The organism is Candidatus Amarolinea dominans, from assembly GCA_016719785.1.
Taxonomy (GTDB): domain Bacteria; phylum Chloroflexota; class Anaerolineae; order SSC4; family Amarolineaceae; genus Amarolinea; species Amarolinea dominans.
In genome coordinates this window covers 164,500-182,514 of the sequence record JADJYJ010000011.1, presented here as the reverse complement: position 1 = coordinate 182,514, position 18,015 = coordinate 164,500, and the positions used below count along the sequence as shown (strand labels likewise).

Genomic DNA, 18,015 nt, shown 5'->3' with positions numbered 1-18,015 from the left:
TGTGGGCGACGAGCCAGAACATCTTTGGCTATCCGGGGCATCGGCGGCGACACCGTGACCTTCACGCGGCGTTGTCAGCGGCTTCACGCTGGACGCCAGCATCGAGGGCCGGGCCTGGATCAAGACCGACACCACGATTGCCGGCGGCAACAGCGGCGGGACAGCGGTGGACGCCGATGGTCTGCTGGTGGGCGTGCCGACGATCGCGGCCGCCGGCGAGGACACGGATGTGGTTGATTGTCGCCCGGTGAACGACACCAATCACGATGGCAAGCTTGACGACAAGGATTCCTGCGTACCGATCGGCGGCTTTCTGAACGGATTGCGCCCGGTCAACCTGGCCAGGCCGCTGATCGAAGCGGCGCGGCGGGGTGGCTTCGCCGGGCCAGAGCAATCCAGGCGCTTAGGAGACCGCGCCTGCGCCGGCGAGTCAGCCGCGCTTCTTCAACCTGCAGTTGGCGTCCGGCGTGAGCGAGTCGCAGCAGCCAACGACGCTGATCAGCAGCCTGCCCTCCGGCAGCCGTCAGATGTACATCTTCTTCGACTACGAGAATATGGCCGATGGGATGCGTTGGGAGATGCAGGTCTCCAAAGATGGCAAGGACGAACCAGATCTGGGAATGTCGGCCGACGGCTGGGTCGGCGGGCGACGGGCAACTGGTGGGTCGGTTGAGCGACACCCCCTTCGCCGACGGCCTGTATCGCATGCGCTTCCTGGTCGAAGGCCGTCAGGTGGCCGAAACCCAGATTCAGGTTGGCGTCGAAACGCCGCGCGCAGCCAGTTGCCAACATTGTATTCAGTCAAGACTACACGAGTGCGGGCGAACCGTCCGAGTCGAGCCGTCTCTTCCCGGAGGGGACTAAGCGCCTTTACTGGTTCTTCGAGCATCAGAACATGACCGTTGGCGCCCAGTGGGGTTACACCTGGTTTTTCGAAGGCAAGGCGGCGGATAGCGCCACGCTGACCTGGGATGGGCCGCCCGACGGTCTGATGCGCATGGTGCTGACCAACGACACCGGCATGGCGGCGGGCAACTGGCGGTTGGAGTTGACGATCGGCGATCAGCCGGCAGCCCGCCGATTTGACCGTCGCCGGCAAGCAGGGCGGCGGGCCTGTCTTCCAGCCGTTCGTCTTTTAGCGCAACGTGGATAACAAGATGGGCAAGCCGCTCGACACGGAGACCAGCTTTCCGGCCGGCATCACCGCCTTCTACGCCTTTTCGGACTTCACCGGCATGCAGAACGGCTTGAAGTGCGCCAACCGCCTGTATCTGAACGGCGTCAAGCTCATGGATAATGCCTATGTGTGGGGCGACGAGTGGCTGCCCTGGGCGGGCGAGTCGGAACCTGGTCGAACGTGTTCAGCGCCAGCGGTAACGAAATGCCCAACGGCGAGTACACGTTAGAGCTGGTGGTGGAAGGTCAGGTGGTGCAGCGAGGTTCGGTGACGATCGGTGGCGCTGCACCGGCGCCCACACCTGCGCCGGCGCCCGCCAGTCCCGCCGCCGGCGTGCAGGTGCAGGGGGTCATCAGCGACGCGGGACACAGGGCGGCCCATCGCCGGGGCGTTCTTCATCGTGCTCAGCCAGGATCAAGGTCAGCGTTCGGTGGACCGACGACGAGGTCTACTCGATGACCAAGAGCGACCGCCAGGGTGTCTTACAACTGCCGTTGCCCCTGTTGCGCGGTCAGTGCTACAGCGTCGTGATTGCCGCCGAGGGCTACTGGACGCACAATGAGGATGACGCCTGCGTCAATCAGAAGACGCCAGACCAGGTGGAGCTGCAGATTCAGATGCAAAAACGCTGACGCAATCACCTGACAATTGGAACTGCTGCCTAAACCCATGACCCCCCACCAATACAACAAGGCCGGCCCACAGACTACAGCTGCGACCGACCTCGTCCTCGTGGGCAGGCAAGTTATGTTTGGTGCGACACCTATCCGACCTCGCGGCCGGCGCTCAACCCGCTTTCCGCAGCAGCCGCTCGCGCGACCCGCCGCCTGGCAAACGCCGCGGGAACACTGTCATTGTCGCCGGTGAGGGCAGCGTTTGTCTGCCTCTCCTGTTTTACGTGCGCCCGCCCACAGCGCCAGTCTAGCATACCTCAGGCGCCTTGTCGAATCGCGGATGCCGGTGGCCGGTGGCGGCTGCGTCGCCAATCTTCCCTGACCTTATGGTCGCGTTCTTCTTTGCTTGACGGCCAAGCCTCGCCCTTTACCGGCGCACTCTGTGGTTGTGGCTCGCTTAGAAATCAAGACGCCCGGCGTCGCATTTCCCTTGTGTGATTGGGCATCACAGAGCGCGAGAGGTCCGCTTGCCACCCGTATCCGCCTTTCCGGCGCCTGAATCCTCGACTGGTAACTCATCCCCCCTGTTTCCACCATCCGTCGTCTCACCCACGCACGGTCGGCTCCACGCATCCCACCCATCCAAATTTGACAAGTCTTTACAAAGCAGAAGCAATACCTTCGCCAAAATGGGGTAAGTCAAATGTGACCAAAGGGCTTTCGTAAATGCAAGTTGTTGTTGATAGTTTACGAAAATCACAACACAAGGACTAGTGAAAGCCCATGCCTGATATTGTAGCACGTTTAGAGTGTATCGAATCATTAGTGACGGCGACGACGCTGCGCCAACTCAGCCGCATCATTGCGGCAGTGTTGCCATGACAGGGCGGGTGACCATGCTTGGCATCTCGCGGCAAGCCGGTGAAGGGCAGTTATCGCACGGTACAGCGTTTTTTCTACGGTAGTGCCGTGGGCGACGTTGTTTTGGGCGTTTTTCCGCCAGCATCTATATCGGCCAGACGATGTCTACATCATGGTTGGCGACGAGGTGGTGGTGAGCAAAGGCGGGGCACCACCCACGGGCTGGATCGTTTTTTGCGGGGGGTGATCGGCCGTGATTCCTGGCCTGGCCTTTTTCACGTTTGGCACTGGTCAACACCAAAAACGCCGCTCATCTCGCTGCGGATCGAGCAGTCGTGCGCAGCGAGGAAGAAAAGCGGCTAACCGTGCCAAGACAGCCGCTAAGCAGACGCCCAAACCGGCTGAGCCGCGCAAGCCGGGCCGCCCTTAAAGGCAGTAAGAACAAAGCGGCAACCGAAATCACCTTGTCGCCCGGGAACTGCTTCGCATCCAAGCCATGCTGGAAGCTCAACTCAAACTTATGGGCAAATGATCCTCTGACCTATCTGGCCCTGGACGGCATTTGGTAACCGTTTTGCCCTGCACATGGTGCAGCAGTGCAAGTTACATCTGATTTCTAAGCTGCGCTCCGACTCGGCCTTGTACTTACCCTTATACTGGCCCTCGAGTGGCGTGGGCCGCACCGCAAATACGGCGACAAGCTGGATTACCAGAACTTGCCTGCTCGAGTACCCAAAACAAACGACCGTTGACGGCCAGATCGAAACTCGCATTGCACTATTCGATGCCTGCATAGAGAGTTTAGCCAGCCGCTTAATGTCGTGGTTATCCTGAAAACCCTCATCTGCAAACGCAAGCTTCCGCCCATGTCACCCTGTTCAGCAGCGATCTCACGCTCGCCTACGACAAACTGGTTGACTATTATTGTCTGAGATTCCAAATCGAGTTCAACTTCAGGGACGCTAAACAGTATTGGGGCCTGGAGGACTTCACGAATGTCTCCGAAACCGCCGTCACCAATGCCGCCAACCTCTCTTTGTTCATGGTCAACTTCTCCCAGGGCTTACTGCGCAATCTCCACGACACAGACCCAGATTGCAGCGTCCTAGACCTTAAAGCACTTGCATCGCGGTGCCAAATATGTGACCGAGACCATTAAAATGCTTCCTGAAAAGCTCGAGCTTAGGTTTATTGGCCCGCATCTTCTAGTAAACTAGCCGCCTTGGGCCGCATTCATGTCGCTTAATCCACTTTTAACTCGCCCTAGCTGGCGAAGGTATTGAGAAGGCGATTAGTTGTCTTGCGACGTCGAAGTTCCGTCGCCCTTGAGGCAGCGGACGATCGTTTCAATCGCCCGAAGGCGATTAGTTGTCTTGCGACCGCCGACCTTTGGGTCGGCATCAGCCTTCTGCACAGTTACGTTTGTGACATATGTCAGTATACCCTAACTACCCTCGGTCGTCGTAGTAAACAATTCTGGATGATACGTTTGCGCCTGCGCCACGTACTCTCGCACCACACTCTGCCCACGACCAATCATAACACTGATCGTAGCCACCGCCAAACCCTGTTTGAGCAGCAAACAGACCCGCTCATAGTCTTTCAAATAGCGCTCAACGCTCTTGAGTGAGTGCCCGCTCTCCCGCGCAACGTCCGGCGCCTCCAAACCCTGCTCGTGCAGCCGAATGATCTCTCCCTTGTGCGTCGGCCGACTGCCCTGATCCATCTTGTAGCCCTTCAGCGGCAACGGCTTCCCCGTCTCCGCTTGCTCCGTTGCTACTGCCTTGCGCACCCGATCCATCCCGATCCCCAGAATCACGCTCAACTCAGCCACGGTCAATAGCCCTCCCTGCTCGGCCGCCGTCCGTACCAGTCGCGCAACCTGTCGCCGATGACGTGCCTGTAAACGCGCTCCGGCCTGTTCCCGACCACACCGCTCCACGCGCTCCTGCCACTCTTCCGGCGCCAGCAGCGGTAACACCACTGTCACCGTCTTGTACTCCTCGGTCGCCTTCCCTGGCTGCGCCTTGTGTCCCTCGTCTCCGGTGCATGTCCAGATCAAATCCCCGCTGTGTAACCGCTCAGCCTTCGGGTAGAACTGCTCCACCAATGCCTCGACATCCTCAGCCAGCACTCTCAGAATGCGATGGCTGCCCACGATGCGGTATTCACTCTCCAACAGATGGATCAGCGCTGCTTGGAAGGTTCGTTTCTCGATACTCGCATACGGATTTACCCGGCTCATGCTCTCAGAGCCCCCCTTTTTGCCAGGTCTACCGGCCCGTTGACCCGCACCAGCTCCTCTTCTAATTTCGCCAGCCGCTCCTTTTCCCCCTGTATCCGCTCGTACAGCGCCAGGTAATCCCCCACCAACCGCTCCGATAGACTCACCAGAAAGGCAATTTGCGTCGCTGCCGCACCTTCTCGGTGTAACGTCACCACCCGTTGGAACGCTGCGATGTAACGCTTGATTGACTGCACCGAATGATGCGCCCACAGCGCAATGCGGTCGTAACCCTGCCGATCCAGCCACAATTCGATGATGCGCACCTTGTGCGTCTGTCCTCGCCCCGTTCCTTTCACCTGCCCGCGTGTCTGCACCACGTGCCCCGCCGTTTTCAACGTTTGAATGTCACGAATGATCGTCCGTAGCGTCACCTGCAACACTCGCGCCAGGTCTTCTTCGGTCAGCACCCCGCCTTGATCCAGCGCTTCGTCCACCAGGCGCAGGATGCGGCCCTGGCGCAACCCTACTCGCCCCTCCTTAGCCAGCACTTTGGCGTCTTCTGCACCCGCATCCACCGTCAACGTCACCGTCGTGCGGTCCGTTTCGCACAATGGCGGCCCAAAAGGCGCTCGCAGACTCGCTACCACCAGTCGCACCTGGCCTGGCCGCACCTGGTCCGTCGCACGATCCAGCCCCAGGTGTTCCTGCGCTGCACTCACTACCTCACGCGCCTCGCGCAACGATAAATTGAACTCTGCTTGGAGCACATGAAGAAAGCTGGCCTCCGGAGTCTTCTCCACCAGCCGATCACTCGTGGTTGTCTGTACCATTTGTCACCCTCCCTGACTGCGGTCAATGCCTGTCGCATTTTACCGAGGGGGGGCATACCTGACAAATGTCACAATTTTCAATCGCCCGAAGGCGATTAGTTGTCTTGCGACCCAGATCGCCCAAGCTCGATAGCTTCGCCTACGCCCGCCGTTTCAATCGCCCGAAGGCGATTAGTTGTCTTGCGACCGAGGCCGCTTCGGCCTGGGCGCTCGTGCGGTTGGTTTCAATCGCCCGAAGGCGATTAGTTGTCTTGCGACCGGCGACTAGACGCCGCGAGGCGAATTGGTGGGGCTTGTGTTTCAATCGCCCGAAGGCGATTAGTTGTCTTGCGACCCCGGAAATGGGCTTACTGTTTGATTGGGTGTTTCAATCGCCCGAAGGCGATTAGTTGTCTTGCGACAGCAAGCGAGCATGAGCGAGACGAGCTGGATATTTGTTTCAATCGCCCGAAGGCGATTAGTTGTCTTGCGACCCGGCATCGGCTGCCGCCATGCTCAGGCGACGGTATGTTTCAATCGCCCGAAGGCGATTAGTTGTCTTGCGACTCAGGCGGTGGCGGGGAAGCGGGGGCGAATGCCCCGTGTTTCAATCGCCCGAAGGCGATTAGTTGTCTTGCGACGAGGCGTTCGGCGTTGATTTGGTACATTGACCCCCGTGTTTCAATCGCCCGAAGGCGATTAGTTGTCTTGCGACCACGGCCACCCGTGCGCGGGCCGTGGTGATCGTTGGTTTCAATCGCCCGAAGGCGATTAGTTGTCTTGCGACCGGGGAATCCTGGTCCGCCTGGTGAGGATGCATTTGTTTCAATCGCCCGAAGGCGATTAGTTGTCTTGCGACCCGGTCGCGCCTGAAAGGCGGGTGCCCGGACGGAGTTTCAATCGCCCGAAGGCGATTAGTTGTCTTGCGACCGACCTGAAAGGCACCAAGTGCCCGGACGGCACCATCGTTTCAATCGCCCGAAGGCGATTAGTTGTCTTGCGACCGCTCCTGCTTCGGCATGGGCCTGGAACCGGGCAGAGGTTTCAATCGCCCGAAGGCGATTAGTTGTCTTGCGACACCCTTGGTCGTTCCTGGGGGCCATGGCTCGCACGTTTCGGTTTCAATCGCCCGAAGGCGATTAGTTGTCTTGCGACCTGGCGCCCAGCCGGCCATTGCATTATCCGGACGGCGATTGTGTTTCAATCGCCCGAAGGCGATTAGTTGTCTTGCGACCCCCTCCCTTTCCATCGCCCAAGCGATTAGTCTGCGACTCCGACAGGGTGCCCTGGTTTCAATCGCCCGAAGGCGATTAGTTGTCTTGCGACTCCTGCGTCCTTTGTGCCCCTTACGCTGGGGCCGTTTCAATCGCCCGAAGGCGATTAGTTGTCTTGCGACGCCCGATGTCGATACGGGGGCTCACTATCCTATGGTGGTTTCAATCGCCCGAAGGCGATTAGTTGTCTTGCGACCGATCATCGCCCGCCGGGGCAAGTAGAGTAGGCAGTTTCAATCGCCCGAAGGCGATTAGTTGTCTTGCGACTGTTCGCGGATTAGCCCTGGCGACCGTCCCGGTCATCGTTTCAATCGCCCGAAGGCGATTAGTTGTCTTGCGACTGCTGGGACAAGGGGGTCAAACCTAAGTGGGGCGAGTTTCAATCGCCCGAAGGCGATTAGTTGTCTTGCGACCTTGCATGGTGATTTTCCTTTCGCCCGGTGCGTTGTGGTTTCAATCGCCCGAAGGCGATTAGTTGTCTTGCGACCCCTGGGTCTCATAATGAGATAAAGTCAGTGGAAATGCCTAGTTTCAATCGCCCGAAGGCGATTAGTTGTCTTGCGACCAACGCCTGGGCGCCGCCCTGGAGGATTACGGTTTCAATCGCCCGAAGGCGATTAGTTGTCTTGCGACGCAGCTTACTGGGCCGCCCCAGGGAGTGGTTTCAATCGCCCGAAGGCGATTAGTTGTCTTGCGACCCGGATGTACCGCGACCAGGATGTTTTGCGGAGGTTTCAATCGCCCGAAGGCGATTAGTTGTCTTGCGACCGTGAAGGAGTGTGCCTACGGCCAGCAGTTTCAATCGCCCGAAGGCGATTAGTTGTCTTGCGACGTAGTTTTCACCGGTTCTGTGCGTTGTGAGTTTGGTTTCAATCGCCCGAAGGCGATTAGTTGTCTTGCGACTGTGAAGCCAATCAGGTCGTGGCCCCGAGTTGGTTCGTGTTTCAATCGCCCGAAGGCGATTAGTTGTCTTGCGACCTGGCCCAGGCGAGTCTAGCCACCACCGGAAATGGTGGTTTCAATCGCCCGAAGGCGATTAGTTGTCTTGCGACTTATGTAAACTTATACGATTGGGGGGGGGCGATCGGGTTTCAATCGCCCGAAGGCGATTAGTTGTCTTGCGACAGGCGGGCGACGCTACTTGCGCCGCCCTGGATCGTTTCAATCGCCCGAAGGCGATTAGTTGTCTTGCGACCCGCGCCGGACTCCTACACCCAGTGGATGTATAGTGTTTCAATCGCCCGAAGGCGATTAGTTGTCTTGCGACGTCGCTGTGGGCCGCCCGTTGATGTTTCAATCGCCCGAAGGCATTGTCTGCACTTCGTTTCAATCGCCCGAAGGCGATTAGTTGTCTTGCGACAGGGATCGGTGACGATGGGCCACCAGGCCCCTGGTCGGTTTTCAATCGCCCGAAGGCGATTAGTTGTCTTGCGACCCCTTCAACGTGACCTTTACGTTTCCCGCCTTTGTGTTTCAATCGCCCGAAGGCGATTAGTTGTCTTGCGACACGGATGTCGTCTACGCCAACCCCGGCGTAGATTTCGTTTCAATCGCCCGAAGGCGATTAGTTGTCTTGCGACTCCTACAAATGTACCATACCGGTAACCGTGGATGTCGGTTTCAATCGCCCGAAGGCGATTAGTTGTCTTGCGACGCCGCCAGCGACGGGGCATCGCAATGTGGCAGGCGAGGTTTCAATCGCCCGAAGGCGATTGGTTGTCTTGCGACGAAAGGGCAGGCATGGCCGCCGTTCGAGGTGTTTCAATCGCCCGAAGGCGATTAGTTGTCTTGCGACACCGACCCCGTCCCAACTCACCGCGAGGTGGGTTGTAGTTTCAATCGCCCGAAGGCGATTAGTTGTCTTGCGACGACGGATGGGACTGGAGGACTATGAGCATTGAGGGCGTTGGTTTCAATCGCCCGAAGGCGATTAGTTGTCTTGCGACGCGCACGCTGCCGAAGTCAAAGGCAGCGATGCAGCCTGCGTTTCAATCGCCCGAAGGCGATTAGTTGTCTTGCGACCAGGCGCAGTGTGTCCGTTGGTCGGCTGACGCAGTCTAGTCGTTTCAATCGCCCGAAGGCGATTAGTTGTCTTGCGACGGCGGGTGGGTTGTGGCGTACTCGGTTGTCAGTTTCAATCGCCCGAAGGCGATTAGTTGTCTTGCGACTCGTCAGGGCCTCTTTATTGGCTTAATGGCATTAGCTGGTTTCAATCGCCCGAAGGCGATTAGTTGTCTTGCGACCGCCATGCCCCGATGCTGTCTGGCACTGCAGATAGTGAGTTTCAATCGCCCGAAGGCGATTAGTTGTCTTGCGACCAGTCGCCAGAGACCGTGGGATGCCGGCCAGAGGTGTTTCAATCGCCCGAAGGCGATTAGTTGTCTTGCGACTCGATTCCGGATTCGACTGTCGACCTATGCCATTTCGGTTTCAATCGCCCGAAGGCGATTAGTTGTCTTGCGACCGGACGCGTCACCTTAACAGGCGAGCCCTAAGGTGTTTCAATCGCCCGAAGGCGATTAGTTGTCTTGCGACGACCGCGGCGCCTGCCGTGTTCAATCGCCCAGCCGGAGAGGAACCAATGGTTTCAATCGCCCGAAGGCGATTAGTTGTCTATCGCCCGAGGCATTGGTTGTCTTGCACCGTCACCACGGCGGTTCAGTTTCAATCGCCCGAAGGCGATTAGTTGTCTTGCGACGCACTGTTTTTGGCCATCGCAGGTTGCGGAGAAATGTTTCAATCGCCCGAAGGCGATTAGTTGTCTTGCGACTGCAGTTTGTTCCCATGCCCCTTCCTGTGCTATCATTCCACCGGCGCTTCATTATATATGCCAAATACACGCCAAACATGCAAACCGCCCGTCGCTCCCGCCGAGTCGTATGCAGTTTTTTCGGGAAACAGGTCGCTGGAAACAATCTAATCATAGTATAACCCTTTTTGCCCCCGCCGTCAACTCGTTTCCCCCACCAATTTCATGCCAATGCTTACGGAGGCGCGTCCCATGCCGTCCCTGCTCGACTGTCTCAACCTGGCCTCGTTCCGCCACCTCTGGACCATCGCCCAGGCCCACTACCTCAACGCGCCCCAACGCCATCCCCCCAAGGATCTTTGGGTCCAAACCCTCCATGCCTTCCTCTCCAACCCCGCCAACCTGCAAACCATCCTCTCCCAACTCTCCCCCGCCGACCACGACGCCCTCCACGCCCTCCTCGACCTCCCCCACCCCGCGCTTCAGCACGCCTTCTGCGCCCGCCACGGCGTCATCCGTCCCTACCGCCCCTGGAACCAATCCACCCCCCTCCCCGATCGCCCCTGGCGCTTCCCCGCCTCCAGCGCTGAACGACTCTGGTACCTCGGCCTCCTCTTCCCCGCCCCCCCGGACCGTCCCGGCGGCCAGACCCGGCTCACCCTCGCCGACGAACACCGCGCCTTCCTCCGCCAACACCTCCTCCAGAATCTTCCCCTTCACCCCCAGCCGCCAACTGGCCTCGCCTACGAACCGCCCCTCTTCGACGCCCTCTACGACCTCACCGTCCTCCTCGCCCTCCTCCACCAACACGACATCGCCCCCGTTCATCAACGCTGGCTGCCCGCCCCCTTCCTCCAGCGCTTCAACCAGCAAACCCGGCGCCCCGCCCCATTCCCCGGCCTGCGCTCCGAACTCCAGGCCCCCCGGCTCCACTTCCTCCATTACCTGGCCCACACCCTCGGCCTCCTCGCCCCCGTCGGCGACTTCATCAAACCCAGCCCCACCCTCCCCCTCTGGCTCCAGGCCGCCCCCACCGTGCGCATCCAACAGCTCTGGAACGCCTGGCTCCAACCAGACCCCTGGCGCACCTTCCGCCTCCCCGGCGCCGCCACCCCAGACCCCATCGCCCTCGTCCAACACCTGCTGCACCTGCTCAGTCTCGCACCGGCCGCTGAATGGCGCACCATTCCCCAACTACTCAAGGAACTCAAACGCTTCCTGCACCCCCAGCCCGTCTGGTGGCAAACCCCCACCGCTGACGATAGCCTGCCCCATCTCCTGACCGACCTGTTCCTCGGCCCCCTCACCTGGCTCGGCTGCGTCAACCTGCAAACCGAAAACCGCTTGCAGGTTCAACTGACTCCGGCCGCGCGTGCGTTTCTCCAAGCCGCGCCCTTGTCGCCCCTGCCCGCGCCGCAGCCCTTCACGCTCAGCCTGGACCCGGAGCGCATCACCCTGCGCCTGCCCGACCACGATGCTGCCCTGGCCACCGCCCAGGTTGACCTGGCGCGCCTCCACGCCCTCATCAGCCAGTTCGGCAGCCTCAGCTTCGGCCCGGATGATCTGGCCCTGGCCCTGGCCAGCGACACCACCCTCGACGCCGTTCTGCAACTCCTCAGCGACGCGGCTGGCCGCCCAATCGCGGCCGACGAGTATGCCACCCTGCGTCGCTGGGCCGCCACCCCCGCCCCCATCACCATCCACCGTCTCACCGTGCTCGAAACGACTGACCCCGCGCACCTGACTGCGCTCACCACCCGCCGCACCCTGCGCCCCTTGCTTGGGCGCACCCTCAACCGGCGCCTGATCGTCATCCCCGATCGTCACCTGCCGCGCCTGATCGGCCGCCTGCGCCTCCTGGGCATCCCCCACCGCCTGACCATTCCCAACGCCGCCGGGGGCACGCGCCCCGGCAAGCCCAAGATCGCCAACAGCGGCTACCTCTACCTCGCCGGCCTCGTCTTCCAGCAGCTCAACCGCTTCACCGATTTGCCCGTGCGCCTCCCCGCCGCCATCCTCGATCAAATCGCCGCCGGCCTCCCCCCCGAAACCGCCTCCGACCTGCACGCCCTGGCCGAAGAACTGCTCACGCGCCTGCAAACCGCCTTCGACGGCTACTCCGGCCCACCCCTCGACAACCCCCATCCCGTCAACCTGGCCGACACCCAGGCCCGCCTCACCGCCGCCATCGCCGGTGAGCACAGCGTCGAACTCACCTACTGGACAGCCGGACGCGGCGAGCTGACCCACCGCCGCGTGGACCCCTACCGCCTGGAAACCCGCGGCGCCGTCACCTACCTCATCGCCTACTGCCACCTGCGTCGCGCCGAACGCGTCTTCCGCCTTGACCGCATCCTCGCCGTCGCCGAAAGCGAACCGCCCACCCCCGCGCCGCCGCCCGCCGTCGCCGACAGCCAGTCATCAGCCACGATCAGTCAACCGCCGCCCCAAATCGCAGCAACCACAGCAAACGACGACGACCTCATTGTACCCTTTTGACCAATGCTGAATGCTGACCTGAAAATGCTTCGACGCCAAGAGAAGACAGTTCTTTGCGCTCTTGGCGTCTTCGCGCTTCGCGTCTTCGCTCCCCTTCGTACCTTCGCGCTCCAAACACTCTGTACTCTGCACTCTGCGTTCAGCGTTGTCACAAAATCCTCGCCACCACCCGCGCATCCCCCATCTCCGCCTCCGCGCCCATCGCCAGTGCCTTCGGCAGGCATGACTCGCACAAAAAGTAGAAACGAACACTATCCTCCGTCTTGTCAACCAGCCGCCCCAACTTCTTCAGCAGCCGATCCAGATCCTTCGCCTTCAGATCGCACTCGAACACACTATACTGCACCCGCCGCCCAAAATCCAACAGCGTCTGCATCACCTTCGTCCGCCGCCGATCATCCGGAATGTCATAACACACCAACACAAACTGCGTCGTCTTCGCCATGATAAACCCCCGGACAGAAGTGCAAAATACAAAATACAAAGTACAAAGCGCTCTACCCTCTACATTCTGCCCTCTGCCCTCTGCCCTCTGCATTTTGCACTTTGCACTTTGCACTCTGCGCTCTGCACTCTGCGCTCTGCGCTCTGCACTCTGCGCTCTGCGCTCTGCACTCTGCGCTCTGCACTTTGCACTTTGCACTCTGCGCTCTGCACTTTGCACTCTGCGCTCTGCACTTTGCACTCTGCGCTCTGCACTTTGCACTTTGCACTTACGCTTCGTACCCCTGATAACTCCCCGCCTCCCCCAGCACCACATTCGCCAGGTGGCGCGCCTGCTCCTCGATGACGCGGCGCAGCGCGGTGGTCTCCTTCTTGCGTGGATAGGGAACCGGCGTCGCCATCTGCTTCTCGTGCGCCTCGATCAAACGCCGGCGGCCGTCCTCCACCAGGTACACCCCTGGCTTCGCGCCCGGCTCGCGGCGAAAATCCTGCGCCGTGAACTGATTCCGCAGGAACAGCGGCGCCACAATCGCATCCACCACCACCGGCCGGAACTCCTCCATCAGATCGAGCGCCAGCGACGGGCGGTTATAATCAATCGTATGGAAAAAGCCCAGGTACGGATCGAACCCCACCAGGTTGACCATGCCCAGCACCGCGCTCTGCAGCAGCGCATAGCCGAAGCTCAGCGCCGCGTTCACCGCATCGGGCGGCGGCCGGTACTGCCGGCCGTTGAACCCCCAGCCCGGCGGCAACAGATCCTTCAAACCGCCAAAGTAAGCCGCCGCGCCGCTCCCCTCATAACCGCGCAGACTGTCCAGGTCACGCGCCGCGCTCACCTGCCCCTCGATCCCCTGCATCGTCTGCGTGGCCCTGATCACCGTCGCCTGCACCTGGCTACCGGCCGTCGCGGCCAGGCGTCCCAGCGTCCGCCGCTGATTCGCCAGCTTGGCCTGAATCGCCTGCTTCGCAATCGGCAGCGCGGTCTGCGGATTCCCCAGCACCTGATACTGCCGATGGCGCAACTGCGCAAAACCGAGCGCCGGCGGCGTCAAGCGCCCGCGATACTTGCCATACGACGAGAAAAAGGCCACATCCACCTCCTGCAGCAGCAACTGCGTAATCAACGCGGCCGACAGTTGTACATTGCCCATCACCACCAACTGCTCCACATGGATCAGCGGCATGTCCAGAATCACATCCGACTTCTTCTCCACAATCAGGCGCTCGCCCTTCTTGTGCGCCATCGCGCCCTGATCGGTCAAATAGATAACCGGCATCGCTCCTCCTAAACTCAAAATCCCAGGTAATGATGCTTATTGCCGATGAAGAACACGCCCAAAAATTGGAACCCCTCGTCGAAGCTCACCAACCGCGTCTTCTTAGGATTCAACTCCAGGCGCAGCTCGCGCAGCCCATCTTCCACCTGCGCCAGCGCCGCCTCGGCATCCTGACGCCGCGGGCACAGCACCACCAGGTCATCGGCATAACGCACCAGGTTCAGCTTCGCCTGCGTCAGCTTCACATCCAGCGGGTGCAGATAGATATTCGCCAGCAGCGGCGAGATCGGCCCCCCCTGCGACGTGCCGGCCGTGGGACGCTGCCCCACCAGCGCGTTCATGATGCGCACCTGAATCCACCCCTCCAGCAGCCACAGCAGGCCGGGATCGTTCAACTCACTGCGCAAGCGCTGCTGCAGCAGGCCCGGGTCAATGTGCTCGAAGCACTTCTTGATATCCGCATCCACCACCCAGCGCAGCCCCTGATCGCGCAGCGTCAGAATACGCGCCGTGGCGTCTTGCACCCCGCGGCCGGGGCGAAAGCCAAAACTGCAATCGAGAAAGCGCTTCTCGAAGGTCGGTTCCAGGTACTCCACCAGCGCCCGCTGCGCCACACGGTCGCGAATCGTCCATTTCGCCAGCGGACGCTGCCCCTCCCCGCTGCGCTTCGGCACCCACACCGTCCGGATCGGCGTGGCGCGGTAGACGCCGCCGAGCACATCGCGGCGCAGCGCGGCCAGTTCCGCCTCGGCATGGGCCGTGAAATCATCCAGCGAAACCCCGTCCACGCCAGGGCCGCCGCCATTGGCCTTGATGTGCAGCCAGGCCCGACCCAGGCTCTCCGGCGTAAAGGCCGCCTCCAGCCCCGGCGTCTTGACCGCCGCGGGCGCAACCGCTCTTTCCCGGCCCGGCCTGCCAGCCCCCGTTGTGACCACGCCCGCCGGTTTTTGCGCCCGCGCCCCAGCCTGCCGCCCTTCCGCCTGCCGCCGTCGCGCGGTCACCAGGTCATCGAACACCGCGCCGGCGCTGCGCCCGCCCCGCCGCGGATGCGTAGGATGCGCCGCCGGCCTGGCCGCGCCCCCCAGCGGGCGTCGCGGCTGTGGTTGCGGCGGCCTGGCCGGCGGCGACGTTGGGCCGCCTGGTGGTCGTGAATCGGCCGGCGCCGCGCGCGCTGCAGCCGCCGGCTGGCGCCTGTCAGTGGCTCACTGGGCGCCGGCGCGGCCGGGTCAGCCTCCTCGCGCGCCTGCCGACGAGCATCGCGTGCGGCCAAGCGTCTGAAAACTCGTCTCATCCCGCGTGTCGCATCCATGGTTACAGATCCTCCCCGCAGTGCATGCAAAACCTGCGCCCGGTCGGCGTTTGCTGCTGACAGCGCGGGCAGGTCACCCGACCTTCAGCGCCGGCCGCATCATCCGCTGCGTCCTCATGATCAGCGCCATCCGCGGCTTCATCACCATTATCATCATCACCCGCCAGCGCCTCATCGTCAGCCTGCACGCGCGCGGCCGCCGGCCGACGGCGTCCGCGCCGCGCGGTCGCCGGCGGGATGGGCGCGGGCGGCAGAATCACCGGCGGCGCGGGCGGCTCCACGCGCCCGGCATTGGCCTGCGCCGTGCCCAGCGTCGTGTCCATGCCCTTGTCGTACATCCCCTGCATGCGCTCCGCGTAGCGTTCCTGCAGCGCGGCCTGCTCGGCGCCCATCGCCTTCATCTCGGTCAACAGGCGTTCGTACACCGGCTGCGCCTGGCCTGCCTGCGTGCTGACGGCCGCCTGCGCCTTGAACTTCTCAGCCAGCGCGCGCGCCAGGTCAGGCGAGAGCGCGGCCATCACCATTTCCAACTGCGCTGGCGACAGATCGCGCGCCTGCGCCAGCAAGGCCACATCCTTCAACAGCCGCGCCTGCTCCGGCGTCGTCGCCAGCGTCATCAGACCGGCCACCCCCTGCTCGGCCAGCGTGCGCGTGCGCGTCAGCTCGAACTCCTGGCGCTGGCGTTCCTGCTCCAGCTCATGCCGCTTGCGTTCCATTTCCAGGCGATGGCGCTCTGCTTCCTCACGCAGCCGCCGCTCCATCTCCGCCGCGGCGCGGCCCATCTCCTGTTGAATTTCGGCCGCCTTGCGCTCCAACTCCATGCGCATCCGCTCGGCATCCTCCTTGCGCCGCACCGCGTGCATGCGCTCCAGGCTCAGCGCGCCCAGTTCCATGTCCAGGCGGTCCTCCTCGCGTTCGATGCGATCAATCTCCGCCTGAGTCTTGGCCTTGGCCTTGGCCACCTCCAGTTCGTTCAAGGCATCCTGCAACGTGCGCTGGCGCTGCGCCATATCCGCCGCGGCCTGCTGTGCGCGCTGCGCCGCGGTCTCCTGCGTGCGGCGTTCCAGTTCAGCCTGCCAGCGCCGCGTCTCCAGCGCCATCATCCCTTCCAGGCGCCGGCTTTCGATCTCCTGATTGCGCGCCAGTTCCTCTTGCTCGACATCCTTACGCAGCGCCAATTCACCCAGGCGCACCTCGCGCTGGCGTTCCAGTTCCACCCGCGCCAGCAGATGCGCGCGCGTCGCCTGGCGGTCCGCACCCTGCTCGGCCAGCAACTGCTTCAGCGTGTCAACCTCGTGCTGGCGCAGCGCGTGCGTGCGATCCACCTCAGCCACCACCGCGGCCAGCGCCTCGGCGTTGTGAATCTCATCCATGCGGTCCGAAAGCAGCACCTCGCGCAACTGCGCCCACACCCGCACGCGCTCACGGTGCAGGGCCACCTTGCGCACCTCCTCGGCCACATCCTGCACCTCATGCGCCGAAAGCACATCGGCCAGGCGCTGGCGGCCGTGCAGCTTCGCCTCGGCCTCGCTGACCAGCAACCAGTATTCCCCCTGCAGTTGGCGCACCCCTTCCAACCGCTCACTGTGATAATCGGCCGTGCGCAGACTCACGAACGACAGTCCCCAGCGTGCCAGCGGCAGCGCCAACCGCGTGCCGATCTCACTCTCCAGGCGGTTGCGCGGATCATGCGCGCCGGTCAGATCGGCCGCGGCGCACGTCGCCAGCACCGCGCGGCCGGCCTCCGCCACCTCGCCCGTCAACAGATCACGCAGGCTGGCCGTCCCCATCTGCACCTGTCCCTTGAGAACATTGATCAGAAAAGCCTGGGCATCGGTCAACCGCAGCAGCACCGTCGCGGTCAACGCCACCGGGATTGGATCGCGAGTGTACAGACCGCTCAACTCGAAGGTCAGCGACACATCGCCGGCGTCCACCAAAATGGCCGTGAAACGGTTGGGCGCGCCCGGCCAATGCAGCGTGCCCAGGAACGTGTGCAGGGTATAGCGCCCGGCGCTCAGTTCCCCGCGCGCGGCCACGCCATCCTCCAGGATCAACGCACGCACCCCTGGCTCCACCACCAGCGACTTGCTGAAAAAGCCGGGCACGTCCTGCACATCCACCCGCGTCGCAAAATCATCCGCACCGCGTGCCCAGCGGTGTTCCTGGATCGGCGGTCGCCGGCCGGCCACCGGCGTACGGCAAAACGGGCAAAAATTCGCATCGGCCGGAATCGCCTTCTGGCACGACGCACACATCAACGACGCCGTCGCCAGGCTGGCGCGGCAATAGGGACAAAACTTCGCGTCGGCCGGAATGTTTCGCCGGCATGACGGACACACAATCGTAGTAGCCATAGTCAGATCCTTTCTTTCTCACATCAACAATTCGAGAGCGACCGAGGTCGCACCTCACGGGCGTTCCGCCGGGCGTCCACCTACGTGGACGCAATCCGGGTCGCGGCGCCGGTCGGCGATTGAAATCGCACCTCACGGGCGTTCCGCCGGGCGTCCACCTGCGTGGACGCAATCCAGGTCGGCGCAGGCCGACCTTGCGGCGGCACGCCCCTTCGCCCCGAATTCATTCGGCGGGCGGCCCCCCCGCGGCGGCACGCCCCTTCGCCCCGAATTCATTCGACCCCATTCATTCCCCCCACCCCGGGTCGGCGCCGGTCGGCGATTGAAATCGCACCTCACGGGCGGTCCGCCGGGCGTCCACCTGCGTGGACGCAATCCAGGTCGGCGCAGGCCGACCTTGCGGCGGCACGCCCCT

At 62.2% G+C, this 18,015-nt stretch carries 12 protein-coding genes and 1 CRISPR repeat array; of the genes, 4 read left to right on the top strand and 8 right to left on the bottom strand.

Annotated elements, in window-relative coordinates; all coding sequences use genetic code 11:
- Window positions 1–61 precede the first annotated feature (61 nt).
- Complete coding sequence (locus IPM84_14910) at window positions 62–394, bottom strand: hypothetical protein (GenBank protein MBK9094030.1); 333 nt, start codon at window positions 392–394, stop codon at window positions 62–64.
- 501 nt (window positions 395–895) lie between these two features.
- Here IPM84_14910 and IPM84_14905 point away from each other — a divergent pair.
- The 3 genes from IPM84_14905 (at window position 896) to IPM84_14895 (ending at window position 1,809) form a co-directional block, all read left to right on the top strand.
- Window positions 896–1,153 (top strand): hypothetical protein, encoded by a 258-nt coding sequence (locus IPM84_14905; protein ID MBK9094029.1) that lies wholly within the window; start codon window positions 896–898, stop codon window positions 1,151–1,153.
- A 4-nt stretch (window positions 1,154–1,157) separates the two neighbouring features.
- On the top strand, window positions 1,158–1,406 hold the full coding sequence (locus tag IPM84_14900) for a hypothetical protein (protein ID MBK9094028.1): 249 nt from the start codon (window positions 1,158–1,160) through the stop codon (window positions 1,404–1,406).
- Between the two features lie 226 nt (window positions 1,407–1,632).
- Window positions 1,633–1,809, top strand: a complete 177-nt coding sequence (locus IPM84_14895) for a hypothetical protein (GenBank protein MBK9094027.1) — start codon at window positions 1,633–1,635, stop codon at window positions 1,807–1,809.
- A gap of 2,287 nt (window positions 1,810–4,096) precedes the next feature.
- Here IPM84_14895 and IPM84_14890 read toward each other — a convergent pair.
- Together IPM84_14890 and IPM84_14885 are read right to left on the bottom strand one after the other, a co-directional pair.
- Window positions 4,097–4,897 carry a DUF1670 domain-containing protein gene (locus IPM84_14890; GenBank protein ID MBK9094026.1) on the bottom strand — a complete coding sequence of 267 codons (801 nt, stop codon included), beginning with the start codon at window positions 4,895–4,897 and terminating at the stop codon, window positions 4,097–4,099.
- Entirely contained in the window at window positions 4,894–5,709 is an 816-nt protein-coding gene (locus IPM84_14885; GenBank protein ID MBK9094025.1) for a DUF1670 domain-containing protein, read from the bottom strand. The genes IPM84_14890 and IPM84_14885 overlap by 4 nt, the downstream gene beginning before the upstream one ends.
- Before the next feature lie 74 nt (window positions 5,710–5,783).
- A CRISPR array of direct repeats spans window positions 5,784–9,732; the repeat unit is 37 nt; unit sequence GTTTCAATCGCCCGAAGGCGATTAGTTGTCTTGCGAC.
- Window positions 9,733–9,963: 231 nt separating this feature from the next.
- On the opposite strand from IPM84_14885, the gene IPM84_14880 reads away from it, so the two are divergent.
- Window positions 9,964–12,210 (top strand): WYL domain-containing protein, encoded by a 2,247-nt coding sequence (locus IPM84_14880; GenBank protein ID MBK9094024.1) that lies wholly within the window; start codon window positions 9,964–9,966, stop codon window positions 12,208–12,210.
- A gap of 148 nt (window positions 12,211–12,358) precedes the next feature.
- Here IPM84_14880 and cas2 read toward each other — a convergent pair whose 3' ends face one another.
- The 5 genes from cas2 to IPM84_14855 are packed head-to-tail and all read right to left on the bottom strand — an operon-like array spanning window position 12,359 to window position 17,600.
- Window positions 12,359–12,895, bottom strand: a complete 537-nt coding sequence (gene cas2 / locus IPM84_14875) for a CRISPR-associated endonuclease Cas2 (protein ID MBK9094023.1) — start codon at window positions 12,893–12,895, stop codon at window positions 12,359–12,361.
- A 28-nt stretch (window positions 12,896–12,923) separates the two neighbouring features.
- Window positions 12,924–13,934: a CRISPR-associated endonuclease Cas1 gene (cas1, locus tag IPM84_14870; protein ID MBK9094022.1), complete on the bottom strand. Its 1,011-nt coding sequence runs from the start codon at window positions 13,932–13,934 to the stop codon at window positions 12,924–12,926.
- Between the two features lie 14 nt (window positions 13,935–13,948).
- Window positions 13,949–14,950: an RNA-directed DNA polymerase gene (locus IPM84_14865; protein MBK9094021.1), complete on the bottom strand. Its 1,002-nt coding sequence runs from the start codon at window positions 14,948–14,950 to the stop codon at window positions 13,949–13,951.
- The gene (locus tag IPM84_14860) at window positions 14,932–15,243 is read right to left on the bottom strand and encodes a hypothetical protein (GenBank protein MBK9094020.1); all 312 of its coding nucleotides are present in this window, start codon (window positions 15,241–15,243) and stop codon (window positions 14,932–14,934) included. The genes IPM84_14865 and IPM84_14860 overlap by 19 nt, the downstream gene beginning before the upstream one ends.
- 2 nt (window positions 15,244–15,245) lie before the next feature.
- Window positions 15,246–17,600: a zinc-ribbon domain-containing protein gene (locus IPM84_14855; protein MBK9094019.1), complete on the bottom strand. Its 2,355-nt coding sequence runs from the start codon at window positions 17,598–17,600 to the stop codon at window positions 15,246–15,248.
- Window positions 17,601–18,015 lie beyond the last annotated feature (415 nt).